We start from the raw sequence: 26470 nt of genomic DNA on the forward strand, positions 1-26470 counted from the left end.
TGATGGCCGGAATGCTCGACGGCAAGGTCGTGGTGATCAGCGGTGTGGGCCCTGCGCTCGGCACCACGCTGGCCCGCCGGTGTGCCCAGGATGGTGCCGACCTGGTGTTGGCCGCCCGCACCGCGGAGCGTCTAGACGACGTCGCCAAGCAGATCACCGACACCGGGCGGCGCGCCGTGGCGGTCTCGACCGACATCACCGACGACGACCAGGTGGCCAACCTTGTCGAGGCTTCCATGGCGGCCTACGGCAAGGTCGACGTGCTGATCAACAACGCGTTTCGGGTGCCGTCGATGAAACCGTTGGCGGGCACCAGCTTTCAGCACATTCGCGACGCCATCGAACTCACGGTGCTGGGCGCGCTGCGACTGATCCAGGGTTTCACGCCCGCCCTCGCCGCGTCCAAGGGCTCGATCGTCAACGTCAACTCGATGGTGATCCGGCACTCGCAGGCCAAATATGGCGCCTACAAGATGGCGAAGTCCGCGCTGCTGGCGATGTCGCAGTCGCTGGCCACGGAGCTGGGCGAGCAGGGGATTCGTGTGAATTCGGTTGCCCCCGGTTATATCTGGGGCGACACCCTCAAAGGCTACTTCGCTCATCAGGCCGGCAAATACGGCACCACGGTCGACGACATCTACAAAGCCACCGCGGCCAATTCCGACCTCAAGCGGCTGCCCACCGAGGACGAGGTGGCCTCGGCGATCCTGTTCCTGGCCAGCGACCTGTCCAGCGGTATCACCGGGCAGACACTGGACGTCAACTGTGGGGAGTACAAGGCCTGATGGCGCAGCGCACCGATGTCGGCACCGTCGACGACTTGCACGCCTCGGCGTCGAAGTTCATCGGGCTGGACGACTTCGGCTCCGACGACGACAACTACCGCGAGGCACTAGAGGTGCTGCTGGAGTCCTATCGACGCGAGGCGGACCTGACTCCGTTGGGCAGCAAGATGAATCGCTTTTTCCTGCGGGGCGCGCTGGTGGCCAGGCTGCTGTCGCAAGACGCTTGGAAGCAGTATCCGCAGCACGCCGACGTCGTAATCGAGCGACCGATCTTCGTCACGGGGTTGGTGCGCACCGGCACCACTGCGCTGCACCGCCTGCTCGGTGCGGACCCGGCCCATCAGGGTCTCGAAATGTGGCTGGCCGAATACCCGCAGCCCCGCCCGCCGCGGGAAACCTGGGAATCCAATCCTGTTCATCAACAGATTGACGCCCAGTTCACCCGGCACCACGAGGAGAACCCGGACTACACCGGCCTGCATTTCATGGCCGCCGACGAACTGGAGGAATGCTGGCAGCTGCTGCGACAGTCGTTTCATTCGGTGTCGTACGAGACGCTGGCGCATTTGCCGACCTACGCGCAATGGCTGTCGCAGCAGGACTGGACACCGGCATACCGACGGCACCGCAAGAACCTTCAGCTGATCGGTCTGAACGACGCCGACAAGCGGTGGGTGCTGAAGAACCCCAGCCATCTGTTCGCGCTCGACGCGCTGATGTCGACCTATCCCGACGCGCTGGTCATCCAAACTCACCGTCCGGTCGAGACCATCATGGCATCGATGTGCTCGCTTGCCCAGCACACGGCCGAGGGGTGGTCCAACAGCTTCACAGGTGCCCAGATCGGTTACGACGCAATGGAAACCTGGTCGCGCGGGCTGGAACGGTTCAACGCCGAACGCGCCAAATACGATCCGGCGCAGTTCTACGACGTCGAGTACCGTGATTTCATCGCCGACCCGTTGGGTACAGTGGAAAAGATCTACCGCCAGTTCGGCCTGACGCTGACCGACGAGGCCAGAGCCGCGATGGAGAAAACCCACGCCGAGAGCAAGAGCGGACCGCGGGCCCCCAAGCACACCTATTCGCTGGCCGACTACGGGCTTACGGCTGAGTCGGTAAAGGAACGCTTCGCCGGGCTGTAACAGCCCGCACTCAACTCAGAAGTCGGGTGCGTCCAGGTCCAGAACGCCCTCGGCCACCGCGTGTTTGATGCTGTCGGCCAACTTGGGGCAGGACTTGGTGCGCGCGCTGTCGCCGCCGGACGCGCGAAGCTCAGTGAAATAGGCGCAACGCTTCGCTGCTTCGGTGTTCCACTGGACCGCGGTGTGACCGGGACCGAGCTTCTTGACGTCGACGGTGACGTGGCAGAACCGGCAGTCGACCGGCTGCAGGCCGGACTTCAGGTAGCGATCGCGGTCAGCCTGGGTGGCCTCCCGCACCGCCGCGGCACGCTGCGGATCACCCGCGAAAGCCGGTGCCTTGGACCAGGTTCGGCGGCCATCCTCGACAGAGGGGTGTTCGTCGTCGTCATGTCCGCCGTGCAGCAGCAGCATCGCTCGGGCCAGCCGGTCGACGTCGGGCAGCTGCTCGCGCGAACTCATGTCGCGGGCTGCTCCTCGGCTTGGCGCTTGAGGTTCTCCTCGACCTCGACGTGCCAGCGCTCGTTGGCGACGGTGGTGTCGACCTCGATCTCGAATCGGTCCGTCATATCGGGCGTCACCTTGTCGGCGTCGACATAGAACTGCTGATACCAGCGCCGCATCTGGTAGACAGCGCCGTCCTCTTCGACCAGCAGCGGGTTGTCGATGCGGGTCTTGTGCTTCCAGATCTCGACGTCCTGCAGGAAGCCCTTGCTGACACCCTCGGTGAACGTCGCCGCGAGCTTCTCGGTGGTGGCATCGTCGAGCCCCTTGGGCTTTTCGACGATCACGCCCCACTGCAGCACGAACGAATCCTGAGTCACCGGGTAGTGGCAGTTGATCAGGATCGACTCCGCCTTGTAGTCACCGTATTTGTTGTGCAGCCAGTTGATCATGAACGACGGCCCGAAATAGCTGGCCTCCGAATCCAGGTGGGCCTCACCATAAGTGGTGCCCATGTCATCGATGTCGGGGCGACCGACGTTGTGCAGGTACTGCGAGGCGATGTGGCCCTCGAAGACGTTCTTGAAGTACGTCGGCAGGCCGAAGTGGATGTAGAAGAAGTGCGCCATGTCGGTGACGTTGTCGATGATGTCGCGGCAGTTGCTGCCCTCGATCAGCATCGAATTCCAGCGCCAGTCGGTCCACTCGTCGCTGTAGGCCTCGGGAATGTCGGGGATGCGCACTTCCGGCTGCGGCGGGTTGCCCTCGTGGTCGTGCCAGACGAACAGAAGCCCGCCGCGCACGTCGGTGTGCCAGGCCCGGGTGCGGGCCAGCTTCGGAGTGCGCTTGGCGTAGGGGACCAGCTTGCATTTGCCGTCGCCGCCCCAGCGCCAGTCGTGGAACGGGCAAGCGACCTCGTCGCCCTTGATGGTGCCCTGCGCGAGGTTGCCGCCCATGTGCCGGCAGTAGCCGTCGAGAACCTTCAGGTCGCCATGCGAGTCGGCGAACACCACCAGATGGGTGCCGAACGCCTCGACCCCGTGCGGCTTGCCATCCAGATAGTTCGTGACCGGGCCAAGGCAATGCCAGCCGCGCGCGTACCTGTCGGGCAGGGTGCCGGTGTCGATCTCGCGAATGCCGGCGGTCTCGGTAGCCATGACGCCTCCAACTCGATGTCTCTAACTAGAACACGTTACAGTTTTTCCGCCGGATCGCGCAACGACGGCCACGCCTGTCTGCGATTACCCGTCCTGCGGTATATCTGAACGATGCCGCTATTCGCATTCGAGGGCCGGTCGCCGAAGGTCGATCCGACCGCGTTCGTCGCCCCCACCGCCACGCTGATCGGCGACGTCACCGTCGAGGCCGGAGCCTCGGTGTGGTTCAACACCGTGCTGCGCGGCGACTATGCGCCCGTCATCGTGCGTGAGGGCGCCAACGTGCAGGACGGGTCGGTGTTGCACGCACCGCCGGGCATTCCCGTCGACATCGGCCCGGGAGCGACCGTCGCGCACATGTGCACCATCCACGGCGCGCACGTCGGCGCGGAGGCGTTGATCGCCAACCACGCCACCGTGCTCGACGGTGCCGTGATCGGGGCGCGCAGCCTGATCGCGGCGGGCGCGCTGGTGGTGGCCGGCACGAAAATCCCCGAGGAGGTGCTGGTGGTCGGGGCGCCGGCCACCGTGAAGGGCCCGATCGCCGGGACCAGCGCCGAAACCTGGGTGAACGTCAATCCCCAGGCATATCAAGACTTGGCCCGGCGCTATCTGACCGGCCTCGAGCCGCTCTAGACCTTGCGGGCGGTCGCGGTCGCGCGATCGACTTCCCAGTACGCGCGCAACGCCACCAGCTTGCCGTCGTCGTCGGCCCTATAGGTGAACACTCCTTCGGCGGTGACCTGATAGCCGGCCGTCGTGATCACGATGTTGCCGACGTTGGCTTCCTCGTTGCCGCACTGGAAGGTGTCGACGAAGTTGAACTCGATCTTGTCGGTCGGCGCAATCGCCTTGTCCCAGAATGCCGAGATCGCGTCGCGGCCACGGTGGCCTTTGCCTTCCGGGTCGAACTGCGACGGCCCGATCGGGTCTTCGACGATGGCGTCGTCGGCGAACACGGCCAGCCACGCGTCTTTGTCGCGCGCCATTACCGCGTCGCGGGAGCGCTTGCCTGCTTCGTGAGCCGCGTTGTCGGTCATCTGTCCTGCCATCCCGAGTGGATATAGGTGTCGGCGAAGCGTTTCAGCGAGTCCTTCTTCTTGGCCAGCGGGGCGTCGAAGCCCAATCCATCGAAAACCCACGGGATGACGATGTTGTCGGTGACGCCGATTTCGGCCAGCTGCCGATGCCCGTCGACGCCGAACTTGTCGATGCACACCGCCTGAAATTCGAACGGCTGGTCGGCGCGGCCGTATTCGGCGCGTAGGACGTTGAGCTTGCCGATGGTTTCGGCCAGCTGGTCGGCGGTCATCATCGCGCTGGTCCAGCCGTCCCCGACTCGGGCCGCCCGCTTGAGCGCTACGTCGGTGTGCCCACCGACATAGAACGGCACGGGTTGCGACGGTGCGGGGCTCATCTGCAGCCGGTCGAAATCGAAGAACTGGCCGTGGAATTCGACCATTCCGCCGCCGAGCACCAGCTTGATGACCTCGATCATCTCGTCGACGCGTGCGCCTCGGCGCTTGTATGGCACCCCGCACCACTCGAATTCCTCAGGTGCCCAACCGATTCCGATGCCAAACCCGAAGCGGTTACCCGTCAGGTTGGCCACGGAGCCGACCTGACGCGCCAGCAGCAGCGGGTTGCGGGAACCCAGCTTCATCACGTTGGTGTAGAACCGCAGCGTCGACGTGACCGCGCCCATCGCCGCGGCGGCGATCAGTGGGTCCACCCAGGGGGTGTTCTCGTCCCACATCCGGGAGCCGTCCGGCGTGTACGGGTAGTCGGCGGCCGCTTTTTCCATGTAGAACAGCGAGTCCGGCAGCGCGATCGCGTCGAACCCGACTTCTTCGGCGGCCTTGGCCAGCTCGGTCAGCTGGTCGATCGGACCCATCGCGATGCTGCACGTGTACTTCATGGCTTGTCGGCCCCCACCACCCACATCGAGTAGTACTGCGAGCCACCGCCGTAGGCATGACCTAAAGCCTTGCGTGCGTTCGGAACCTGGTGTGCCTCACCCTTGCCCATCACCTGAATGGCCGCCTCGGCGAAGCGGATCAGGCCGGACGCGCCGATCGGGTTCGACGACAGCACCCCGCCGGACGGATTGACCGGCAGCCGCCCGCCGATCGCGGTTTCGCCGGCCTCGGTGAGCTTCCAGCCTTCGCCTTCGGGCGCAAACCCCAGGTTTTCCAACCACATCGGCTCGAACCAGGAGAACGGCACGTAGATCTCGGCGGCGTCGATCTCGTCGATCGGGCTGGTGATGCCTGCTGCCTTCCAGAGCGCCTTGGCGGCGTCGCGCCCGGCCTGCGGGTTGACTTGGTCGCGGCCGGAATACGCCAGCGGTTCGGTGCGCAACGCGGTGGCGTGGACCCAGGCCACCGGATGACCGTCGGCGATCCGGCGGTCGGCGGTCTGCTCGTCACCGATCACCACCGCGCAGGCGCCGTCCGACGACGGGCACGTCTCGTCGAAACGGATCGGATCCCACAGCATTTGCGACGACATCACCTTCTCCAGCGTGATGTCCGGTTGATGCAAATGCGCCAGCGGGTTCTTGGCGCCGTTCAGCCGATCCTTGACCGCGACCATGGCACCGATGTGGGTCGGCGCGCCCGACCGGCGGATGTAGGAGCGTACGTGTGGAGCAAAGTAGCCGCCGGCGCCGGCACCCACCGGCTTGGTGAATGGCACCGGAATACTCAACGCCCACATGGCGTTTGACTCCGACTGCTTTTCCCAGGCCATCGCCAGCACGCGGCGGTACCGGCCCGACTGCACCAGGCTGGCCGCCACCACCCCGGTGGAGCCGCCCACCGAGCCGGCGGTGTGTACCCGGATCAGCGGCTTGCCGGTGGCGCCCACGGCGTCGGCCATGAACAGCTCCGGCATCATCACGCCCTCGAAGAAGTCCGGCGCCTTGCCCACCACGACGGCGTCGATGTCGTCGAACGTCGAACCCGAGTCGGCCAGCGCGCGGTCGATCGCCTCACGCACCAGCCCGTTCATCGACACGTCGTGGCGCTTGGCGACGTATTTGGTCTGCCCGGTACCGAGCACCGCGGCTAACTGCTTGCTCATCAGCGCCACTCCTCCTCATCGCGCTTCGCGCTCTGCATCGTCGCTGGCGCGCTCATCGTGCCTCCATTACCGCGACCAGATTCTGTTGCAGCGCAGGCCCGCTGGTGGCATGAGCCAGCACCCGCTGCGCCGAGCCGTCCCAAATATGCTGCGCGGCAAACCCGATGCGCTCCAAGCCCGCGACGAACATCGGATTGGCGGCCAGCGCGCCACCGGACGGGTTCACCTTCGTTGACGGGCCCAGCCCGATCGCCTCGGTGAGGATCAGGTGCTGGTGGGTGAACGGCGCGTGGATTTCCGCGACGTCGATCGAGCCGACGTCACCGCCGGTCGCCGTTTGCGCCGACGTCGCCGTCGACGGGGAGCTGGTCAGCTCACGCGCACCGAGCACCGGTGTCTCGATGCGATGGTCGAAACCGGTGATCCACGCCGGGTTTTCGCGCAGTTCCCGAGCCCGGCCGTCAGCGGCCAGCACGATCGCCGCGGCACCGTCGGTGATCGGCGCGATGTCGTGGCGGCGCAGGGGGTCGGCGAAGAACGGCCGGGCCAGCAGCTCGTCGATGCTCTTGCCCGGCTTCTCGGAGTCGGTGCGCTCGGCGTGGGCGAACGAGTCCAGCGCCACCTGCGCCATCTGCTCGGCGGTCCACTTGCCGGCGTCCAGCCCGAAGCGGGCCTGCAGCCCGGCCATCGACACCGAGTCCGGCCACAGCGGCGCCACGGTGTACGGATCGGTCTGCCGCGACAGGATGCGGCGCAACACCCCGGCCGAAGACTTGCCGAAGCCGTACACCAGCGCGGTGTCGACCTCGCCGGTCAGCAGCTTGATGTAAGCCTCATACAACGCCCAGGCGGCGTCCATCTCGACATGCGACTCGTTGATCGGCGGCACCGCGCCAATCGAGTCGATCGCCGAGATGAACGAGAACGCCCGTCCGGCAAGGTAATCCGAGGATCCCGAGCACCAGAAACCGATGTCGGCCTTGGTGATGCCGAGCTCGTCGTAGAGCTGGGCGAAGCACGGCATCAGCATTTCGACGCCGTTGGTGGTGCCGTCGGTGCGGCGTACGTGCGGGGCGTGGGCGAAGCCCACCACGGCTACATCACGAATACTCATAACAGCCTTTACAGGTGGTGCTTGTAGGTGTCGTAGTCGGCGTCCGGTTCGCCGGTGGGCCGGAAATGCGAGATGTTGTCAATGCCCAAACCCCATTCCTCGCGGGGCCGCCACACCGCCTCGACCCGCATGCCCATCCGAACCTCGGATGCGTCGATGTCGGTGACCAGGTGCAGGAATGGGATGTCGGCGCCGTCGAGCAGCACGTAGGCCGCCACATAGGGGGGCTTGATCCGCTGGCCGGCGAACGGGATGTTGATGATGGCGAACGTCGTGACCGTGCCCTTGTCGGGCAGCTCGACGTAGTTGTCGAGTGCCAGCCCGGTTGCGGGGTCGGCCTCGCGCGCGGGGAAGTACACCTTGCCTGTTTCGCCGGTGCGGGCACCGAGCAGCTTGCCTTCCTGCAGCGCACGCAGATAGGCACTTTCCGGCTGTGACGCGCTGTGCTGAATCGTCAGGCTGATCGGCGTTTCGAGCATCGTGACCGGGTCGCGGTCGTCTGGTTGGCCCTCGGGTTCGGCCTCATCACCCAGCGCGAAGTACGCGATGTCGGTGATGGCGCCGACGGGCTCGTCGGCCCAGTGCACATGCACCCGGGTGCCGCGGCTGATCGCGTCGGGCGTGCCTGCGTCGACGGCGTGCAGCAGCGTGGTGTCGGCGCCGTCGAGCTTGATCAGCGCCCAGGCGAACGGGCGGTCCAGCGGCTGCCCCTCGAGCGGCTGCGGCTGCCAGGTCCAGGACTCGACGGTGCCGGTGGCAGCCACCGGTACCATCTCGCCCAGCGGTTCGTAGCTGACCGGGTCGTATTCGGCCGGCGGCACATGCACCCGGCCATCGGATCCGCGTACCCCGAGGATGCGGCGTTCGCGCAGGGCGGTGAAGAATTTGCCCAGGGTGGGACCGACCGAACGGGTGTAGTCAAAGGACAACGTCAGCGGCGCCGAGAGAGGCGGCTCCGGGTGTTCGATCAGCGGTGGGCGAGTTGAACTGGGTGTCACGCATCTGAGTAGAACAGGTTCTAAGAATCTGAGCAAGGAGCCAGGATGAAGCTGGGATTGCAGCTGGGGTATTGGGGCGCTCAGCCCCCGGAGAACGCCGGTGAGCTGGTGGCCGCCGCCGAGGACGCCGGCTTCGACGCCGTGTTCACCGCCGAAGCATGGGGATCGGACGCCTACACCCCACTGGCCTGGTGGGGCGCGTCGACCCGACGCCTGCGGCTGGGCACCTCGGTGGTCCAGCTGTCCGCGCGCACCCCGACCGCGTGTGCGATGGCGGCGCTGACTTTGGATCATCTCTCCGGCGGCCGGCACATGCTGGGCCTGGGAGTGTCCGGGCCGCAGGTGGTGGAGGGCTGGTACGGCCAGCGCTTTCCCAAGCCGCTGGCCCGCACCCGCGAGTACATCGACATCGTGCGTCAGGTGCTGGCCCGGGAGAAGCCGGTGACCAGCGACGGCCCGCACTACCCGCTGCCGTTAACCGGCGACGGCACAACGGGTCTGGGCAAGGCTTTGAAGCCGATCACTCATCCGCGGCGCGCCGATATTCCGATCCTGCTGGGCGCTGAGGGCCCGAAGAACGTCGCGCTGGCCGCCGAGATCTGCGACGGCTGGCTGCCGATCTTCTACACGCCGCGGCTGGCCGGCATGTACAACGAATGGCTCGATGAGGGGTTCGCCCGGCCCGGGGCGCGGCGTAGCCGCGAGGACTTTGAGGTCTGCGCGACGGCCAACATCGTCATCACCAATGACCGCGCAGCCGCCTTCGCGGCGATGAAGCCGTATATCGCCCTGTACATGGGCGGGATGGGTGCCGAAGACACCAACTTCCACGCCGACGTGTACCGGCGGATGGGCTACGCCGAGGTCGTCGACGAGGTCACCCGGCTTTTCCGCAGCGACCAGAAGGAACGAGCCGCGGAGATCATCCCGGACGAAGTCATCGACGACGCCGCGATCGTCGGCGACCTGGACTACGTGCGTGAGCAGATCAAGGCCTGGGAGGCCGCCGGCGTCACCATGATGGTGGTCTCCGGTCGCAGCACCGAGCAGATTCGCGAGCTCGCCTCGTTGATCTGACCGTTGCGGTCCGGTTAGAACACGTTCTAGATTGGCCGAGTGTTCATCCGGTCAGGTGAGCGGGTGGGCGTCGCCGAACGACATTTCCACGTTGGCGACCGACCCGGACACCATCGCTCGCTTCGGCAGGCCCAGCGACGCCAACTCCTTGGCGTACGGGTGATCGCCCAGGCGCAGCGTCGCTCCGCCGAGCCGGCCGCGCAGCCCGCTGACCTTCATCTCCCACGGCACTTCGCGGGTGGTGCCGTCGGCGTAGGTGTAGGTCTTGAGCACCTGTCCGCGCGACGTGAACATCGACGGCACCGGCAGGCCGCGACGAAAGTCGATGCCCGCGATGTGCGAGCCTTCGGTGCTGACGTCGAACCCGAACGTGCGTCCTTCGCGAACGGTGAAGTCCGCCATGATCTTTGGGAAACCCCAAATGGTTCGGCCCGCCTCGAGGGTGAAGGATTGGTCGACCGGCAGGTGGTGGATGAACGCCGCGGCATCCTTGAAAGCCCGCCAGCCGCTGGCCGCCGAGCCTGGCGGGTTGACCATCACGCAGGTGCCGAATTCGTGGTACTGCCCGAGATCGCCGTCGATGTAGCGGGCCAGCATCAGGTTGACCACGGCCCGGCCGGGCCGGTGCTGGCAGACCCGCAGGCCGCTGTAGTCGATGAGCCGCTGCGCCGCCTCGGCGTCCACCGAGAACATCGCGGTATGTACGTCAGCCTTGCGAACCCGGACCGGCATGGTCAGCACGGTTCCGGCGATGGTGTGTTGTGATTCAGGCATATCTGGAGGTTAGTAGATGACGGTCACGATTCCAGACGTTGATCTGACCGATGGCACGTTCTATGCCGACGGTCGGCGAGCTCGCGAGGCGTATCGCTGGATGCGGGCCAATCAACCGGTTTTCCGGGACCGCAATGGCCTGGCCGCCGCGACGACGTATCAGGCGATCATCGAAGCCGAACGGAATCCGGAACTGTTCTCCAGCACCGGCGGTATCCGTCCGGACCAGCCGGGTATGCCTTACATGATCGACATGGACGATCCCGCACATCTGTTGCGGCGCAAGCTCGTCAACGCGGGCTTCACCCGCAAGCGGGTGCGCGAGAAGGAGCCGTCGATCGCGCGGTTGTGTGACACGCTGATCGACGCGGTGTGTGAGCGCGGTGAGTGTGACTTCGTCCGCGATATCGCCGCGCCGCTGCCGATGGCGGTGATCGGCGACATGCTCGGGGTCCTGCCCGAAGACCGCGGGATGCTGTTGAAGTGGTCGGATGACCTGGTGACCGGGCTGAGCTCACACCTGGATCCGACGTCGGCCGAATTCCAGGCGGTGATGGACGCTTTCGCTGCGTACACCGAATTCACGAAGGGCATCATCACCAAGCGCCGCTCCGAGCCCACCGAAGACCTCTTTTCGATCCTGGTGAACGCCGAGGTCGACGGGCAGCGGATGTCCGACGACGAGATCGTCTTCGAGACGCTGCTGATCCTGATCGGCGGCGACGAGACCACTCGGCACACCTTGTCCGGTGGGACCGAGCAATTGCTGCGTAACCGCGACCAGTGGGAGCAGCTGGTGGCCGACCCGTCGCTGTTACCGGGCGCCATCGAGGAGATGCTGCGGTGGACGTCGCCGGTGAAGAACATGTGCCGAACGCTCACCGCTGACACCGAATTCCACGGCACGTCGTTGCGCGAGGGCGAGAAGATGATGCTGCTCTTCGAGTCCGCCAACTTCGACGAGTCGGTGTTCGACAACCCGGAGCAGTTCGACATCCGCCGAGACCCTAACAACCACATGGCTTTCGGCTTCGGCACGCACTTCTGTCTGGGGAATCAGCTTGCCCGCCTTGAGCTTTCGCTGATGACGTCGCGGGTATTACAGCGATTGCCGGATCTGCGGCTAGCCTCCGACGACACGTTGCCGCTGCGGCCGGCCAACTTCGTCAGCGGCCTGGAATCCATGCCGGTGGTGTTCACACCCAGCGCGCCGGTGCTCCGAGCGTGAAGCTGTTGCGAGAAATCGGCGAAAAAGTCGCAACACCTTCACGTTCGGCGCAAAGGGTCAGTGGCCCTTGAACTGCGGCGCGCGTTTTTCCTTGAAGGCCAGCGGGCCTTCCTTGGCGTCCTCGGACAGGAACACCTTGATGCCGAGCTGGGTGTCGATCTTGAACGCCTCGTTCTCGTGCAGGCCTTCGGTCTCGCGAATGGACTTCAGGATGGCCTGCACCGCCAGCGGGCCGTTGTTCGAGATGACGTCGGCGATCTCTAAAGCCTTGGACAACGCCTGCCCGTCGGGAACGACGTGCCCGATCAAACCGATCTCCTTGGCCTCCGCGGCGGTGATGTGCCGTCCGGTCAGCAGCAGATCGCAGGCCACCGTGTAGGGGATCTGGCGGACCAGTCGCACCGCCGAGCCGCCCATCGGGTACAGGCTCCATTTGGCCTCCGAGATGCCGAACTTGGCGCTTTCGCCGGCCACCCGGATGTCGGTGCCCTGCAGGATTTCGGTGCCACCGGCGATGGCCGGGCCCTCGACGGCCGCGATCAACGGTTTGGTCAGCCGCCGCCCCTTGAGCAGGGCGTCGATACGCGAAGGGTCGTAGCTGCCGTCCTTGAACGACTCACCCGGCGGCTTGGCAGTGGCCGCCTTGAGGTCCATGCCGGCGCAGAAATAGCCCCCGGCCCCGGTCAGGATGCAGCAGCGGATGTCGGGATCGTTGTCGACGCGGTCCCACGCCTCGACCATGATTTGCATCATTTCGCCGCTCAGCGCGTTGCGCGCCGCCGGCCGGTTCATCGTGACGATCAGGGTGTGTCCGCGCTGCTCAACGAGGGCGTCGGGTTCTTTTTCGGACTCGCTCACCGGTGTCCGCCTTCCTGTCTGTCGACCCCAGACTTGTCAGGAAATGTAACACGTTCTAATTTGGGGTCCGTGGCCCTGAACATAGCCGACTTAGCCGAGCATGCCATCGACGCCGTGCCTGACCGCGTCGCCCTGATCTGCGGCGACGACCAGCTGACCTACGCGCAGCTGGAGGAGAAGGCCAACCGACTGGCGCACTACCTGATCGACCACGGCGTCAAGAAGGACGACAAGGTCGGCCTGTACTGCCGCAACCGCATCGAGATCGTGATCGCGATGCTGGGCATCGTCAAGGCCGGCGCCATCCTGGTCAACGTCAACTTCCGCTACGTCGAGGGCGAGCTGCGCTACCTGTTCGACAACTCCGACATGGTGGCGCTGGTGCACGAGCGCCAGTACTCCGACCGCGTCGCCAACGTCTTGCCGGACACCCCGAACGTCAAGACGATCCTGGTGGTCGAGGACGGCAGCGACAACGACTACCAGCGCTACGGCGGCGTCGAATTCTACTCCGCGCTCGAAAAGGGCTCTCCGGAACGCGATTTCGGCCCCCGCAGCGCCGACGACATCTACCTGCTCTACACCGGCGGCACCACCGGCTTCCCGAAGGGCGTCATGTGGCGCCACGAGGACATCTACCGGGTGCTGTTCGGCGGAACCGACTTCGCGACGGGCGAATTCGTCAAGGACGAATACGACTTGGCCAAGGCCGCCGCCGAAAATCCGCCGATGATCCGCTACCCGATCCCGCCGATGATCCACGGCGCCACCCAGTCGGCGACCTGGATGTCACTCTTCTCGGGCCAGACCACCGTTCTCGCACCGGAATTCGACCCCGACGAGGTCTGGAGGACCATCCACAAGCACAAGGTGAACCTGCTGTTCTTCACCGGTGACGCGATGGCCCGGCCGCTGCTCGACGCATTGCTGAAAGGCCGTGAGAAAGATGAGGCCTACGACTTGTCCTCGCTGTTCCTGTTGGCCAGCACCGCGGCGTTGTTCTCGCCGAGCATCAAGGAGAAGCTCCTCGAGCTGCTTCCCAACAGGATCATCACCGACTCCATCGGCTCCTCGGAGACCGGCTTCGGCGGGACCAGCGTCGTCGCCAAAGACGCGCCGCACAGCGGCGGTCCGCGAGTGACCATCGACCATCGCACCGTGGTTCTCGACGAGGACGGCAACGAGGTCAAGCCTGGCTCGGGTGTCCGTGGCTTTATCGCCAAGAAGGGCAACATCCCGGTCGGTTACTACAAGGACGAGAAGAAGACTGCCGAGACGTTCAAGACCATCAACGGCGTCCGCTACGCGATCCCCGGGGACTACGCCCAGGTGGAGGCCGACGGCACGGTCACCATGCTCGGGCGCGGCTCGGTGTCGATCAACAGCGGAGGGGAGAAGATCTATCCCGAGGAAGTCGAGGCGGCACTGAAGGGTCATCCCGACGTGTTCGACGCGCTGGTGGTCGGGGTGCCCGACGAACGCTACGGCCAGTGCGTGGCCGCCGTCGTGCACCCGCGGCCCGGCATGCGGCCGTCGCTGGCCGAACTCGACAAGTTCGTGCGCAGCGAGATCGCGGGATACAAAGTGCCGCGGGCACTTTGGTATGTCGACGAGGTCAAGCGGTCACCGGCCGGCAAACCGGACTACCGCTGGGCCAAGGAGCAGACCGAGGCCCGCCCGGCCGACGAGAGACACGCCAACCACGTGACGGCGTGACTTAGAGTCGAAGGGTGAATGGTGCCCTTGCTCTGATCAACGCACTGGTCGACGGCGGCGTCGACGTGTGCTTCGCCAACCCCGGCACATCGGAAATGCATTTCGTGGCGGCGCTGGACGCCGTGCCCCGGATGCGCGGGGTGCTGACGCTGTTCGAAGGGGTGGCCACGGGCGCGGCCGACGGCTACGCGCGGATCGCCGACCGTCCGGCGGCGGTGCTGCTGCACCTCGGGCCCGGGCTGGGTAACGGGCTGGCCAACCTGCACAACGCGCGTCGGGCCCACGTCCCGATCGTGGTGGTCGTCGGCGACCACGCCACCTATCACAAGAAGTACGACGCCCCACTGGAATCCGACATCGGGGCGCTGGCCGGCAGCGTGTCGGGCTGGCTTCGGAGGTGCACCGGCGATGTCGCCGCCGACGCCGCTGCGGCCGTCTCCGTGGCCCAGGCAACCAAGCAGATCTCCACATTGATTCTGCCCGCTGACATTTCGTGGTCGGAAGCTACCGGCACCGCCTCCGCGGTCACGGCGACGTCGATGCCGGAACCGGACATCGAGCTGGCGGCCAAGGTGCTGCGATCCGGCGAACCCGCGGTGATCCTCGTCGGAGGCGACGCCACCCGCGCTGCGGGCTTGCACGCGGCGGCCCGGGTCGCCGCGGCCACCGGTGCCCGCTGGTACTGCGAGACGTTCCCAACCCGCTTGGAGCGCGGCGCCGGGCTGCCGGCGGTCGACCGGCTTGCGTACTTCGCCGAAGCCGTTGCGGCGCAACTCGACGGCGCCAAGCACCTGATATTGGCCGGCGCGGCATCGCCGGTATCGTTCTTCGCCTACCCCGGCCGGCCTAGCGATTTAGTGCCCGACGGGTGCGAAGTCCACGTGCTGAGCGGTCACCGTGGTGCTGCCGATGCGCTGACGGCGCTGGCCGACGAGGTAGCGCCCGGCACGGCCGCCCCGGTGGCCGCGCCGTCGCGTCCGAAGCTACCGACGGGTGCACTGACGGCCATGTCGGTCGCCGACGTGGTCGGCGCGCTGTTGCCGGAGCGTGCGATCGTCGTCGACGAATCCAACACGTCAGGACTGCCACTGGCGGCCGCCACTGCCGGTGCGCCCGCGCATGATTGGCTGACGCTGACCGGCGGGGCGATCGGTTACGGCATCCCCGCCGCGGTCGGTGCCGCCGTCGCCGCGCCGGACCGGCCAGTCCTGTGCCTGGAATCCGACGGCTCGGCGATGTACACAATCTCCGGCCTGTGGACGCAGGCCCGGGAGAACCTCGACGTCACCACCGTCGTCTACAACAACGGCGCCTACGACATCCTGCGTTTGGAGTTGCAGCGGGTCGGCGCAGAAGGCGCGCCCGGCCCAAAAGCGCAGCAGCTGCTCGACTTGACCGGTCCGCGAATGGATTTCGTCAAGATTGCCGAGGGCATGGGAGTGCCCGCCAAGCGGGTGGCCACCGCCGAAGAGTTCGCCGACGCTCTGCGCGCGGCATTTAACGAGCCGGGCCCGCATCTCGTCGAGGCGATGGTGCCGTCGATGCTCGGTTACTGAATCGGCTCGTCGCCAAGCACGGTGGTGCGCAGCATCTCTCGCGGCGAGTCCGGGTCGTAAGGCGCAGCGCGGTGCAGCACCCCGCGGTTGTCCCAGATCACCGTGTCGCCGACCGACCAGCGGTGGCTGTACACCTTGTCCGCGGTCGTGGCCCGGTCCAGCAGCTGGGCCAGCAGCGCGCGACCCTCGTCGAGGTCCATGCCCACGACGTAGTCGGCCGACGCTCCCAGCACCAGCGACTTGCGGCCGTCGTTGTGTGTCCAGACCAGCGGATGCTCGTGGGTCGGCCGCGCCCGCCAGCGCGCCAACTGCTCGGGCGTGGGATCGGGCGTAACGCGGCGCTGCGAAGCCTCCAGGGAGTGAACGACTTTCAGTGACGCGAACCGCTGCTTCTCGTCGTCGCTCAACGCGTCGTAAGCCGCGTACGTGCTGGCGAACTCGGTTTCGCCGCCCCGTTCGGCGACCTGCACCGCGGAGAGAACAGTTGCCTTCTGCGGGCATTCTTCGCCCATCGGGGTGCAGCCGTCGATGTGCCAGTCGAAGGTGGCGCGCAGATACGCCGCCGACGAATTCTTCGCCGGGTCCAGTGTGATGGGGTAGATGCCCGCCACCGGATGATGGCCGTCGGAGGAATGGTCGACCTCGCCGAGCCGGCGGCAAAACGCCACCTGCGCTTCGGGATTCAGATGTAGGTCGGGAAAGACCAGCACGCCGTTGTCCTCCAGCGCCTCGAGCACCGCCTCGGCGAGTAAATCGTCGGTGGCGAGCCGGTGGGGGTCGATGTCGCCGACTTCGGCGCCCACCGATGCGGTGAGCTTGTTGACGGTGAGCAGACTCATGGCAGCGGCTCCCTGATTCTCGTCATGACGGCGTCGGCGGCATCGGTCGGTCTTACCTGGTGCATGATCTCCACCGACATCGCGACCATGATCAGCGAATAGATCAGGTGCAGCAGGTTCAGCGCATCGTCGGGCAGGTCGTCCAGCGAGAACTTGTCGCAATACTCGATCGCCTCTTCCAGCCGGGGAAAGAACGCGTCGTAGAACTCCCGCATCTCGGCCATGCTGCTGGCCATCCGCCGCTCCCACCGTTCGGCTTCGGTTGGCAGACACCAAATCTCGGCAAACGGCTCGAGTTCGGCGAAGGCGCTGGGCAGCTTCGCGTCAGCCATGGCCAGCCCCCACCGGTGTGCGTTCGCCCTGATACTGCGCCACCCAGTCGCCGACCACCTTGTGCAAGTGACGCACCAGGATCTCCTGGTCGTTGACCGGAAACTCGTCGACAATGCCGGTCTCCAGCGCCGCCTGAGTGCCGCCCAGCATGCCGGCGTCCTGTAGCGCGAACTCCTTGAGCACCACCGCGGCCACCTCGTGTTCGATGCGCTCGCGCACGCTGCGGGCTGGGTGAAACGCGGTGAAGGCCTCGAACCGGTGGGTGTTGTGCGACGTCGGCCAATACCGATACAGCAGATACCAGCCGCCGTAGATCAAAATCTCCAGGTTCGGGAAGATCTGGAAATTGCTGATGCCCCACGGCTCGATGCCCCCCGGATTCAGGCCGGCCGGCAGCTCACCCAGATCGGGGGTGCGCCAGGGGCCGACAAGCCCACTGCGCGTGGCCCGTTCGATCGGATACATGTACTCCGGTGCCAGCAGCCAGCGGCGAGTTCCGGCGGTGGATACCATACGGTGCGGCCCGTCGATCTGGAAGTGGGCGCATTCGAAGCCGGCATTCGGGTCGCGCACCGCGGGCGGCACTTGCTGCGGGTGCAGCGACGGCACATGGTAGTACTCCTGGAACGCGTCAGCGAAGATCTTCCAGTTGCTGTTGTTGTCGGCGACCCAGTCGTAGCGCTCGGTGAGTTTGTCGAACGGGTAACCGTCCAGGCCGGTGACCATGGGGCCCAAGAATTCTCGCAAGGTCTGGCGCGGCTCGGAGTCGAAGTTGACGAAGATGAAACCGTTCCAGACGTCACAGTGCACCGGACGCAGGCCGTAAGCGTCGCGATCGAGGTCGAAGAACTCCGACTCCTGCTGCACGAACGTCAGCGCGCCATCGAGGTCGTAGCGCCAGCCATGGTACTTGCAGGTGAACTGCCGGCACACACCGCGGGTTTCCTCGTTGGGAAAGTCGTTCCACACCAACTTGTTTCCGCGATGCCGACAGACGTTGTGGAACGCCCGGATCGTCTGGTCCTTGCCCTTGACCACGATGATCGACGTGCCCACGGCCGCAATGTCCTTGGTGAGATAGCTGCCGACACGCGGAAGTTCCTCGACACGGGCGACGTTGAGCCAGGCCCGTTTGAAGATCGCCTCCCGCTCGAGCGCGTAGAACTCCGGCGAGGTGGAGTCCCGGAACGAGATCGGGCCGGTGCCGAGGTCGGAATAGTGTTGTGTCCAGCTGCCTTCCGCCGGTTTAGGCCACCGCGCCATCTGAACCTCCTGTCACATCACTGCTCCGCCGTTGACGCCGAGCACCTGACCGGTGATGAACCCGGCCTCCTCCGAGCACAGAAACCCGACGGCGGCCGCGATGTCGGCCCCGCTGCCCAGGTGCCCGAGCGGGATCGTTGCGGCCATGGTCTCGTTGGACGGCAGGTTGCCCTCGGCCTGGGACTGGTGCTGCATCGGCGTCTCGATGCCCGACGGCGGGATGTTGTTGACGGTGATACCCGCCGGCGCGTATTCCCGCGCAAGCGATTTCGTCAACGTGATCAGCGCGCCTTTGGAAGCGGCGTAGTGCGCCATGCCGGGGGAGCCGCGTTGGGCGGACGACGACGAGATCATCACGATGCGGCCCCAGCCCGCGGCCACCATGTCGGGCAGCGCCACCTGGCAACAGTGAAACGTGCCGGTGAGATTGACGTCGATGATCCGCTGCCACGACTCGGGAGTGATCTCGGTGAACGGCGCAAAACCCACCATGCCCGCGCTGGTCACCAGAATGCCCACCGGCCCCAGCTCGCTGCGCGCTTTGGCGAATGCCTCCTCGACCGCTCGCCGGTCGCTCACGTCCGCCTCGGCCGCCAGCGCGGTAACGCCAGATGCGCGCAGCTCGTCGCAAACCCGGTGGGCGGCTTGGCCGTTGATGTCGAGCACCGCGACTTTGTGGCCGCGGCGGCCCAGCTCGTGGCAGGTCGCCTCGCCCATGCCCGACGCGCCGCCGGTCACCACCGCCACCCGTCCGCTCACTCGTACACCACCCGCACCGTGCGACTCGTCGGCAGCGACTGGCACGTCAGCACCCAGCCCTCGGCGACGTCGTCGTCGGAAAGCGCGTCGTTGTTGATCATCCGCACGCTGCCCTCGACCAACCGCGCCATACATGTTGCGCACGAACCGGTCTCGCACGACGACGGCGCAGCCAGCCCGGCCATCCGGGCGGTTTGCAAAACCGTGTTGCCCGGCCGATAGGGCACGACGGTGGTGCGGCGGTCCAGCTGGATCGTCACCTCCTCGGTGAGGGTGTCGACCACGTGCATGCTCTCGTCCATCGCCCACGAGAGTATCAAGTACTTGCGATACTTATCAAGTACTTGATTCATCGCCGGTGTGGTCGGTGAACAGCGGGTTGCCGGTGCCCTTTTCGACCACGCGGGCCAGCAGGTCGTGCAGCAGTTGTTGTTCGTCGGGGCTCAGCACGCCGAACACCCGTTCGTGGGCGGCCAGCGCGTCGGCGAGCACCGCGGAGACCACGGCGCGGCCCTGATCGGTGAGATAGGTCTGCAGGATGCGCCCGTGCTCCGGGTCCTGCTTGCGCTCCACTAGGCCGCGGTCCTCGAGCGCGGCGATCGCCAACTGGGCGCCCTGCGGGCTGATCAGCAGCCGGCGGGCCAATTCGGCGCCGGAGAGGCCCGGTTCGTTGGCCAACTGGCGCATCAGGCCGATCTGCGCGGTGGTCACTCCGTGAGTGCTGATCGCGTCGTTGACGGTCTTGAGCGAGAAGTGGAAGGCCTGCTTGAGCAGCCACAGGATGTTGTCGGTGAGTTCCATGGTGTGTCTTACGGCCGCTTGTGAACCTGACCGCCCTTCATGACGAACCGTACGTCGAGCGTGCTCGCGATGTCGCGCGACGGGTCCCCCGGCACGGCGACGATGTCGGCGAGGTAGCCGGGCGCCAGCCGGCCGAGTTCGTGGTCGGCCTCGATGAGTTCGGCGCTGGTCAGCGTCGCCGCGCGGATCGCCTGCATCGGTGTCATGCCGCGGTCGACCAGCGCGCAGAGCTCCTTGGCGTTCTGGCCGTGCGGGATCGCGGGGGCGTCGGTGCCGCAGGCGATCCGCACCCCGGCGGCTATTGCCTTGGGCAGCATGGCTTTAGCCTGTGGGAACACCTCGGCGGCCTTCTTGCGTAACTCCGGTGCTACGCGGTCGACTGCCAGCGCGTCGGTCAGGTAAGTGGTCGACACCAGGAAGGTGCCGTGGTCGACCATCATCTGGATGGTGTCGTCGGTGGCCAGGAAACCGTGTTCGATGCAGTCGATTCCGGCCTTGATGCAGGCCCGGATGGCGCGGTCGCCGATCGCGTGCGCGGCCACCCGGATCCCGGCGCGGTGAGCCTCGTCGGCGATCGCGGCGAACTCCTCGTCGGAGTACTGCTGCGATCCGGGCGCGGTGCTGTGCGACATCACCCCGCCCGACGCAGACACCTTGATCACCTTGGCGCCGTGGCGGATCTGGTAGCGCACGCACGCGCGAACGTCGGGTACGCCGTTGGCGATCCCTTCGGCCACCGACAGCGGCATGATGCCCGGCGCCAGCCGCTGGAACACCGTCGGATCCAGGTGCCCCCCATAGGGTGTGACGGCATGCCCGGCCGGCACCACCCGCGGACCGACGTGCCAGCCTTGGTCGATCGCCCGCTGCAGCGCCACGTCGAGCAGGTAGCCGCCGGTCTTGACCATCAGGCCGAGATTGCGGACGGTGGTGAAGCCAGCGTCCAGCGTGGTGCGGGCGTTCACGGCGCCGCGCAGTGTGCGGTAGGCGGGGTCGTCCTGCACGCCGTGCATGGGCGACGGCAACCCTTCCGGCCCGCCGGGTCCGCCGATGAGCAGGTTGAGCTCCATGTCCATCAGGCCGGGCAGCAGCGTGAGATCCCCGAGGTCGATCTCGGTCACCGAATCGGCCGGCGGCTCAGGCGGATTGACCGCGACGATCCGGTCGTTGTCGACCACCACCACCGCCGGCGAGCGGACTTCGCCGGTGTCGACGTCCGCCCAGCGGGCGGCCCGCAGCACGATCACGGCACGGGTTCGCTGACGCAATCCAGTGTCGATGCGCCCGAATCGGGAATGCGGGGCTGCTTCCAGCATTCGACCGGGAACGACACCATGATCATCGAGTACAGCAGGTGCATCAGGTTCATCACGTCGTCGGGCAGGTCGTCGAGGCTGAACTTGTCGCAGTAGGCCAGCGCGTCCTCCGCGCGCGGAATGATCGCGTCGTAGAACGCCTGCATGTCGGTCATCGAGCTGGTGAGCCGCTTGTGATAACGCTCGGGCTCGGTGGGTAGGCACCAGTCGGAAAATGGCTCCAGGTCGGCGAATTCGGGTGGCAGCTTGGCGCTCATCAGACTCCCGCCGTCGCGCGCCGGTATTCGTCGACCCATGCCGCGGTCTCGCGGTGCAGATGCCGAATCAGCACCTCTTGGTCGTTGAGCAGAAAACCCTCGACGGCACGCGATTCGATCATCGACTGGGTGGCCTCCAGGGTGTTCGCGTCCTGCAGCCCGAATTCCTTGAACGTCACCGCCGCCAGCTCCTGCGCGACGCGCTCGCGCGGCGTGCGCGGCGGCGGGAAATACAGCGTGCCCTCGAAAACGTGGCTGTTGTACGACGTCGGCCAGTAGTGGTAGGTCAGATACCAGCCCTGCCCCCAGATCAGGATCACGAAGTTGGGGAACAGCTGAAACGAGTCCAGCCCCCACGGGTCACAGTTGGCCGGGTTGACGCCGTCGGGCAGCGGGCCGAGATCCGGGCTGTCCCACGGCCCGAAAAGTCCACTGCGACAGATCTCGTCGATTGGCTTGCGCATGTCGGCGTCCATCTCCCAGGCTCGCACACCCGATGTGCTGACCAGCCGGTGCGGCCCGTCGATGCGATAGTGCGGCGCCTCGAAGCCGGCCTCCGCCGCGGCCTTGGAGTACTTGGTCGGCGACTGGTTCGCGTGCAACACCGGCGCGTGGTAGAACTCCTGGAACGCGTCCAGGTAGAGCTTCCAATTCGCTTTCACTTCCGAGCGGTAACGCCACCGCGACGTCAGCTGGCCGAACGGATAGCCTTCCAGCCCGGTGATCATCGGGCCAAGAAATTCGCGCAGCGACTGCTCGGGTTCGGCGGCGAAGTTGACGAAGATGAAGCCTTCCCATACGTCGCAGTGCACCGGCACCAGCCCGTAGCGGTTCTTGTCGAGGTCGAAGAACTCGCCTTCCTGCGGGACGTGGGTCAGGTTGCCGTCCAGGTCGTAGCGCCACGCGTGGTACTTGCACCGGAACTGTTTGCAGAAGCCGCTGGTCTCCTCGAGCGGCATGTCGTTCCACACCAGCTTGTTGCCGCGGTGCCGGCAGATGTTGTGGAACGCCGTGATGTCGCCGTTGTTGTTGCGCACCACGATTATCGAGGTGTTGACGACCTTCAGCTCTTTGGTGAAGTAGCTGCCGTTGCGCGGAAGTTGCTCGGCGCGACCGACATTCAGCCAGGCGCGCTTGAAGATCGCTGCCCGCTCGAGCTCGTAGAACTCCGGGGAGATGGAGTCCTCGTAGGAGACCGGCCCGGTGCCGAGATCGGGGTAGTGCTGGGTCCAGCTGCCCTCCGGCGGCTTGGGGAAACGAGCCATGGGCCGACCGTATATGCTCGACCAAGCAATCGCAAGTAGTTGATATTATGCCGGAGGTTGGTGTGCGAAGAGGCGAACTGTTCATCGGCGGGAGTTGGTCCAAGCCGAGCAGCGACGCGGTGATCGAGGTGATCTCGCCGGCCACCGAAGCACCGGTCGCGCCGGTGGCGGCTGCCGGGCCGGCCGACGTCGACGCCACCGTCGGGGCTGCCCGCCAGGCGTTCGACGACGGACCGTGGCCGCGGCTCGATCCGTCCGAGCGCATTGCCGTGGTGCGCCGACTGGCCGAGCTCTACGGTGAACGGCGTTCGGAGATGGCCGATCTCATCACCGCCGAGATCGGCGCGCCGATCAGCTTCGCGCAGCGCGCTCAGGTGGGTCTGCCGTGGATAATGATGACCGCGTTCTGCGATCTGGCCGAAAGCGTGTCGTGGCAAGAGATTCGGCCTGGCCGCTACGGCGCCGATATCCGCATCCGCCGCGAACCGGTGGGGGTGGTGGCCGCGATCGTGCCGTGGAACATGCCGCAGTTCCTGATCGTCACGAAGCTGATCCCCGCATTGCTGGCCGGTTGTTGCGTGGTGGTCAAACCGGCACCGGAGTCGCCGCTCGACGCGCTGCTGCTGGCCGAGCTGCTCGACGAGCTCGACTTGCCGCCCGGTGTAGTCAGCGTGGTGCCGGGCGGCGCCGACGTCGGCACCTACCTGGTGGCGCACGGCGGAGTGGACAAGGTGTCGTTCACCGGCTCCACCGCCGCCGGACGACAGGTGGCTGCGGCGTGTGCGACCGGGCTGAAACGGGTCAGCCTCGAGCTCGGCGGCAAATCGGCGGCGATCGTCCTCGACGACGCCGACCCGGCGGCCGTCGCCACCGCAATTCGATCGGCGAGCCTGTCCAACAGTGGCCAGATCTGCAACGCGCTCACACGAATCCTAGTGCCGGCCAAGCGAAGCGACGAGTTCCTCGACGCGCTAACCACGGAAATGCAGGGACTCGTCGTGGGCGATCCCACCGACCCCGCAACGCAGGTGGGGCCATTGGCGGCGCAGCGCCAACAACAACGCGTCCTCGGCTACATCGAGGCCGGCCAGGCGGAGGGCGCCCGACTGGTCACCGGCGGCACCGGCATGCCCGACGGCGTCGAGCGCGGCTGGTACGTGCGGCCAACCCTGTTCGCAGACGCCGACAACACGATGCGGATCGCGCGCGAGGAGATCTTCGGCCCAGTGCTGACCGTCATCGGCTACGACGACGAGGACGACGCGGTCGCCATCGCCAACGATTCCGACTACGGGCTGGCCGGCTCCGTCTTCACCGGAGACATCGAGCGCGGCGTGGCGCTGGCCGCGCGCATCCGCACCGGCACCTTCGGCGTCAACCAGGGCTACACGATGGATCCCTATGCGCCGTTCGGCGGCGTCAAATCCAGTGGCTACGGTCGGGAATTGGGTCGCGAAGGCATCGAGGGTTACCTGGACACGAAGTCGATCTCGGTGGCCGGCTAGCGCGGAGACGTAAAGCACCCCAAACCGGCGGTTTGAGGGTGCGTTTAGGGGCGCCCCGGCGTGTCGCAATCCAGGGCGAGGGGGCCGAGGTCGGGGTGGTCGATCGTCTTGCGCATCGACTGCCGCAGTGTGGAGCGTCCTTCTTCCCACATGGGTCGGAATCGATCGCTGCCGGATCTTTTCGACCAACGCATATCCCTACGCAGCGGAGTTGAGGAGTTCGTCGGTGGCGTCCCACAGCCGTGCCTCGCGATGCCGATCGTTCGCGAACGGCTTGACATCGCGCTCTTGGTCTTTGACGACGAATGCGCCGTCCCGCAAGTGCGCCCAGCGGTCGTCGAGGGCGATCGACGCGAGCGTATGACCAGATCGGGTCGGCGACGAGATGCCGGGGATTCGCTGCATGAGCCGCCCGATCCGTTGAAGGCTGGGGCTCTGATTTCTCCCCAGGCCGGTGCCCGGCATGAATCCCGGCTCGAACACCGCCACGTTGATTCCCGTTGGTGCTCGCCGTTGCAATTCGTGCGCGTAGTAGAGGATCGCAAGTTTGGAGTTGGAGTAGGCCGTCCAGCCCCGCTTGAGTGTCGTTGGCACGTCTGAGGCAGTCGGCTGAGCGAGTTCGATCGGATCCCGCCAATCCGCCGGTGCGACTCGCAGAAGGCGACGGAAAATGTTCTGGTAGTAGGTATTTGAACCCAGCAGCACGATACGGGCTGGTGCGGCAAGCGAATCGAGCAGGTCGCCGATGAGCTGGGTGTGTGCGAGGTAGTTCACCGCGAAGGTGAGTTCGTATCCATCCGCCGAAGCGTTGTGGGTGTCAACGACCGAGACGCCGGCGTTGGCCACCAATCCCTGCAGCGGGCCTACCGCGCCGGTCTCCAGCAGCTCCTTGACCTTCTGCCCCGCGCTGCGCACGTCGGCCAACCGAGCAAGATCGCAGCCGATCTCCCGAACTGTGGCTCCTGCAGCCCGGGCGGCCTCGGCCACCTCGGTCAGCGCCTGACCGGGTCTGCCAACTAGCAGCAAGTTGGGGCGTTCGGGCGCAGAGCGATTGGCCATCGCCAACGTGGCAGCCTTCCCCAGGCCGCTGGTCGGACCAGTGAGCAAGACAGTGCCGGACGCGATCGAGTTCATGGCTCTCCGTTCGTCGTACTTGCGATGATTCTTCGACGCCCTTCGTGCCGTTGGTGTTTCGGCGGGACGGTATCTGTTCACCATGTCAGGACGATGCGTCCGCGGACCCCGCCGGCTTCGAGTTTTTGGTGGGCGAGTGCGGCTTGGTGCGCGGGCAGGACTTCGGCGACCGGGGTGCTCAGCACCCCGGCCTCGACGAGGTCGCGCAGTTCTTCGAGCACGTCGCGGCGGGTGATGTGCTCGGGGACGAAGATGGGGTGCCAGGTGATACCCCGGTCGTTGGGTGCGCTGTACCAGCGGGGGGTCGCGATGGATCCGCCGTCGCGCACGGCGGGCTCGATCAGCTCGTGCAGGGCGGCGCAGTCGACGAGCCCGTCCACGCCGCTCGGCGCAACCTCGCGGATGCGTTGTGCCACATCGTCTCCGCGGGCGACAACGTGATCGGCGCCGCGAGCGCGGACCAAGGCCTCATCGGCGGGTTTAGCATCGGCGATCACGACAAATCCGTAGTGCTTGCCGAGTTCGATGACGTATTGCCCGAGGGCTCCGGCGGCGCCGGTCACCGCGACCGTCGATCCCGCAGCCAGCGCCAACGCCTCCAACGCGATGTAGGCGGTTAGGGCGTTCATCAAAAACGTTGCGGCCGCAACGTTATCGACGTTGGCAGGTGCCCGCACCACGGACTCAGCGGACGTCACGATGTATTGGGCGTAGGGCCCGTGGAGGTAGGAATCGACCGGCAGTCCGACCACCCGATCGCCCACTTTGGCTGAGGTTTCGGAGACGCCGGGCCCTACTTCGTCGATGATGCCGCTGAAATCCCAGCCCGGGATGTAGTAGGGCAGCTGCGGGGCGAACTTTGCCGCCCCGCCCCGCTCTGCGGTGGTCTGGTCCCAGTCGTCCCACACACCCGAGCGGAGATACGTATTGGCCGGGGTGACGTCGAACGCGGCGACCTTCACCCGGACCTGCCCCGCACCCGCGTGCGGGTCGTCGACCTCCAGGACCTTCAACACCTCTGGTCCGCCAAACTCGGTGAAACCCACCGCCTTCATCTGCTGATCA

General features: G+C 66.1%; 27 protein-coding genes and 1 pseudogene. 8 read left to right on the top strand and 20 right to left on the bottom strand.

Annotation, left to right across the window (positions count from 1 at the left end; translation table 11 throughout):
• Positions 1 to 2: 2 nt before the first annotated feature.
• Positions 3 to 785 (top strand): SDR family oxidoreductase, encoded by a 783-nt coding sequence (locus tag G6N47_RS10195; protein WP_083131071.1) that lies wholly within the window; start codon positions 3 to 5, stop codon positions 783 to 785.
• Positions 785 to 1930 (top strand): sulfotransferase family protein, encoded by a 1146-nt coding sequence (locus G6N47_RS10200; protein WP_083131070.1) that lies wholly within the window; start codon positions 785 to 787, stop codon positions 1928 to 1930. Before G6N47_RS10195 ends, G6N47_RS10200 begins: the two co-directional genes overlap by 1 nt.
• 15 nt (positions 1931 to 1945) lie before the next feature.
• On the opposite strand, the gene G6N47_RS10205 is transcribed toward G6N47_RS10200, so the two are convergent.
• Positions 1946 to 2389 carry a hypothetical protein gene (locus G6N47_RS10205; RefSeq protein WP_083131069.1) on the bottom strand — a complete coding sequence of 148 codons (444 nt, stop codon included), beginning with the start codon at positions 2387 to 2389 and terminating at the stop codon, positions 1946 to 1948.
• Positions 2386 to 3528, bottom strand: a complete 1143-nt coding sequence (locus G6N47_RS10210) for a Rieske 2Fe-2S domain-containing protein (RefSeq protein ID WP_083131068.1) — start codon at positions 3526 to 3528, stop codon at positions 2386 to 2388. Before G6N47_RS10210 ends, G6N47_RS10205 begins: the two co-directional genes overlap by 4 nt.
• Positions 3529 to 3639: 111 nt before the next feature.
• On the opposite strand from G6N47_RS10210, the gene G6N47_RS10215 reads away from it, so the two are divergent.
• Positions 3640 to 4164, top strand: coding sequence for a gamma carbonic anhydrase family protein (locus G6N47_RS10215; RefSeq protein WP_062538499.1), 525 nt, complete (start codon positions 3640 to 3642; stop codon positions 4162 to 4164).
• Here the strand turns inward: G6N47_RS10215 and G6N47_RS10220 are convergent.
• Genes G6N47_RS10220 through G6N47_RS10240 form a run of 5 tightly spaced genes read right to left on the bottom strand, consistent with a single transcriptional unit; the run spans position 4161 to position 8697 of the window.
• A complete protein-coding gene (locus G6N47_RS10220) occupies positions 4161 to 4568 on the bottom strand; it encodes a nuclear transport factor 2 family protein (RefSeq protein WP_083131067.1) in 408 nt (135 codons plus the stop codon). The two genes, G6N47_RS10215 and G6N47_RS10220, sit on opposite strands and share 4 nt — an antisense overlap.
• Positions 4565 to 5446, bottom strand: coding sequence for a TIGR03619 family F420-dependent LLM class oxidoreductase (locus tag G6N47_RS10225; protein ID WP_083131066.1), 882 nt, complete (start codon positions 5444 to 5446; stop codon positions 4565 to 4567). Before G6N47_RS10225 ends, G6N47_RS10220 begins: the two co-directional genes overlap by 4 nt.
• The gene (locus G6N47_RS10230) at positions 5443 to 6612 is read right to left on the bottom strand and encodes a thiolase domain-containing protein (protein WP_083131242.1); all 1170 of its coding nucleotides are present in this window, start codon (positions 6610 to 6612) and stop codon (positions 5443 to 5445) included. Before G6N47_RS10230 ends, G6N47_RS10225 begins: the two co-directional genes overlap by 4 nt.
• 52 nt (positions 6613 to 6664) lie before the next feature.
• Positions 6665 to 7726 (bottom strand): thiolase domain-containing protein, encoded by a 1062-nt coding sequence (locus G6N47_RS10235; protein WP_083131065.1) that lies wholly within the window; start codon positions 7724 to 7726, stop codon positions 6665 to 6667.
• 8 nt (positions 7727 to 7734) lie between these two features.
• Complete coding sequence (locus G6N47_RS10240) at positions 7735 to 8697, bottom strand: Zn-ribbon domain-containing OB-fold protein (protein WP_179966441.1); 963 nt, start codon at positions 8695 to 8697, stop codon at positions 7735 to 7737.
• A 72-nt stretch (positions 8698 to 8769) separates the two neighbouring features.
• Between G6N47_RS10240 and G6N47_RS10245 the strand changes: the two genes are divergently transcribed.
• Complete coding sequence (locus G6N47_RS10245) at positions 8770 to 9801, top strand: LLM class F420-dependent oxidoreductase (protein WP_083131063.1); 1032 nt, start codon at positions 8770 to 8772, stop codon at positions 9799 to 9801.
• A gap of 51 nt (positions 9802 to 9852) precedes the next feature.
• Here the strand turns inward: G6N47_RS10245 and G6N47_RS10250 are convergent, their stop codons facing one another.
• The gene (locus G6N47_RS10250) at positions 9853 to 10575 is read right to left on the bottom strand and encodes an acetoacetate decarboxylase family protein (protein WP_083131062.1); all 723 of its coding nucleotides are present in this window, start codon (positions 10573 to 10575) and stop codon (positions 9853 to 9855) included.
• A 16-nt stretch (positions 10576 to 10591) separates the two neighbouring features.
• On the opposite strand from G6N47_RS10250, the gene G6N47_RS10255 reads away from it, so the two are divergent.
• Positions 10592 to 11803 carry a cytochrome P450 gene (locus G6N47_RS10255; RefSeq protein WP_083131061.1) on the top strand — a complete coding sequence of 404 codons (1212 nt, stop codon included), beginning with the start codon at positions 10592 to 10594 and terminating at the stop codon, positions 11801 to 11803.
• Between the two features lie 57 nt (positions 11804 to 11860).
• Here the strand turns inward: G6N47_RS10255 and G6N47_RS10260 are convergent, their stop codons facing one another.
• On the bottom strand, positions 11861 to 12661 hold the full coding sequence (locus tag G6N47_RS10260; protein WP_083131060.1) for a crotonase/enoyl-CoA hydratase family protein: 801 nt from the start codon (positions 12659 to 12661) through the stop codon (positions 11861 to 11863).
• A 60-nt stretch (positions 12662 to 12721) separates the two neighbouring features.
• On the opposite strand from G6N47_RS10260, the gene G6N47_RS10265 reads away from it, so the two are divergent.
• Both G6N47_RS10265 and G6N47_RS10270 read left to right on the top strand, forming a co-directional pair.
• A complete protein-coding gene (locus G6N47_RS10265; RefSeq protein ID WP_083131059.1) occupies positions 12722 to 14377 on the top strand; it encodes an acyl-CoA synthetase in 1656 nt (551 codons plus the stop codon).
• A gap of 14 nt (positions 14378 to 14391) precedes the next feature.
• Complete coding sequence (locus tag G6N47_RS10270; RefSeq protein ID WP_083131058.1) at positions 14392 to 15933, top strand: acetolactate synthase large subunit; 1542 nt, start codon at positions 14392 to 14394, stop codon at positions 15931 to 15933.
• Here the strand turns inward: G6N47_RS10270 and G6N47_RS10275 are convergent.
• From G6N47_RS10275 to G6N47_RS10315, 9 genes and pseudogenes are all read right to left on the bottom strand, one after another.
• Positions 15927 to 16772 carry a TauD/TfdA dioxygenase family protein gene (locus G6N47_RS10275; protein WP_083131057.1) on the bottom strand — a complete coding sequence of 282 codons (846 nt, stop codon included), beginning with the start codon at positions 16770 to 16772 and terminating at the stop codon, positions 15927 to 15929. The genes G6N47_RS10270 and G6N47_RS10275 overlap by 7 nt on opposite strands.
• A complete protein-coding gene (locus tag G6N47_RS10280; RefSeq protein WP_083131056.1) occupies positions 16769 to 17104 on the bottom strand; it encodes a hypothetical protein in 336 nt (111 codons plus the stop codon). The genes G6N47_RS10275 and G6N47_RS10280 overlap by 4 nt, the downstream gene beginning before the upstream one ends.
• Entirely contained in the window at positions 17097 to 18368 is a 1272-nt protein-coding gene (locus G6N47_RS10285) for an aromatic ring-hydroxylating oxygenase subunit alpha (RefSeq protein WP_083131055.1), read from the bottom strand. Before G6N47_RS10285 ends, G6N47_RS10280 begins: the two co-directional genes overlap by 8 nt.
• A gap of 12 nt (positions 18369 to 18380) precedes the next feature.
• Complete coding sequence (locus G6N47_RS10290) at positions 18381 to 19127, bottom strand: SDR family NAD(P)-dependent oxidoreductase (protein ID WP_264007097.1); 747 nt, start codon at positions 19125 to 19127, stop codon at positions 18381 to 18383.
• Positions 19124 to 19396: pseudogene (locus G6N47_RS29610) on the bottom strand (2Fe-2S iron-sulfur cluster-binding protein); the annotation flags it as partial. The pseudogene G6N47_RS29610 and the gene G6N47_RS10290, both read right to left, overlap by 4 nt.
• Positions 19397 to 19463: 67 nt before the next feature.
• Complete coding sequence (locus tag G6N47_RS10300; RefSeq protein ID WP_083131052.1) at positions 19464 to 19928, bottom strand: MarR family winged helix-turn-helix transcriptional regulator; 465 nt, start codon at positions 19926 to 19928, stop codon at positions 19464 to 19466.
• An 8-nt stretch (positions 19929 to 19936) separates the two neighbouring features.
• The gene (locus tag G6N47_RS10305; RefSeq protein WP_083131051.1) at positions 19937 to 21244 is read right to left on the bottom strand and encodes a metal-dependent hydrolase family protein; all 1308 of its coding nucleotides are present in this window, start codon (positions 21242 to 21244) and stop codon (positions 19937 to 19939) included.
• Entirely contained in the window at positions 21172 to 21501 is a 330-nt protein-coding gene (locus G6N47_RS10310) for a hypothetical protein (RefSeq protein ID WP_083131050.1), read from the bottom strand. Before G6N47_RS10310 ends, G6N47_RS10305 begins: the two co-directional genes overlap by 73 nt.
• Entirely contained in the window at positions 21501 to 22766 is a 1266-nt protein-coding gene (locus G6N47_RS10315) for an aromatic ring-hydroxylating oxygenase subunit alpha (protein WP_083131049.1), read from the bottom strand. The genes G6N47_RS10310 and G6N47_RS10315 overlap by 1 nt, the downstream gene beginning before the upstream one ends.
• Positions 22767 to 22828: 62 nt before the next feature.
• Between G6N47_RS10315 and G6N47_RS10320 the strand changes: the two genes are divergently transcribed.
• Complete coding sequence (locus G6N47_RS10320; protein WP_083131241.1) at positions 22829 to 24271, top strand: aldehyde dehydrogenase; 1443 nt, start codon at positions 22829 to 22831, stop codon at positions 24269 to 24271.
• A 198-nt stretch (positions 24272 to 24469) separates the two neighbouring features.
• Here G6N47_RS10320 and G6N47_RS10325 read toward each other — a convergent pair whose 3' ends face one another.
• Positions 24470 to 25405 (bottom strand): SDR family NAD(P)-dependent oxidoreductase, encoded by a 936-nt coding sequence (locus G6N47_RS10325; protein ID WP_083131048.1) that lies wholly within the window; start codon positions 25403 to 25405, stop codon positions 24470 to 24472.
• A gap of 77 nt (positions 25406 to 25482) precedes the next feature.
• Positions 25483 to 26460 (bottom strand): NADP-dependent oxidoreductase, encoded by a 978-nt coding sequence (locus G6N47_RS10330; protein WP_083131240.1) that lies wholly within the window; start codon positions 26458 to 26460, stop codon positions 25483 to 25485.
• Positions 26461 to 26470 lie beyond the last annotated feature (10 nt).

The organism is Mycobacterium branderi (assembly GCF_010728725.1).
In the GTDB taxonomy this organism is placed as follows: Bacteria; Actinomycetota; Actinomycetes; order Mycobacteriales; family Mycobacteriaceae; genus Mycobacterium; species Mycobacterium branderi.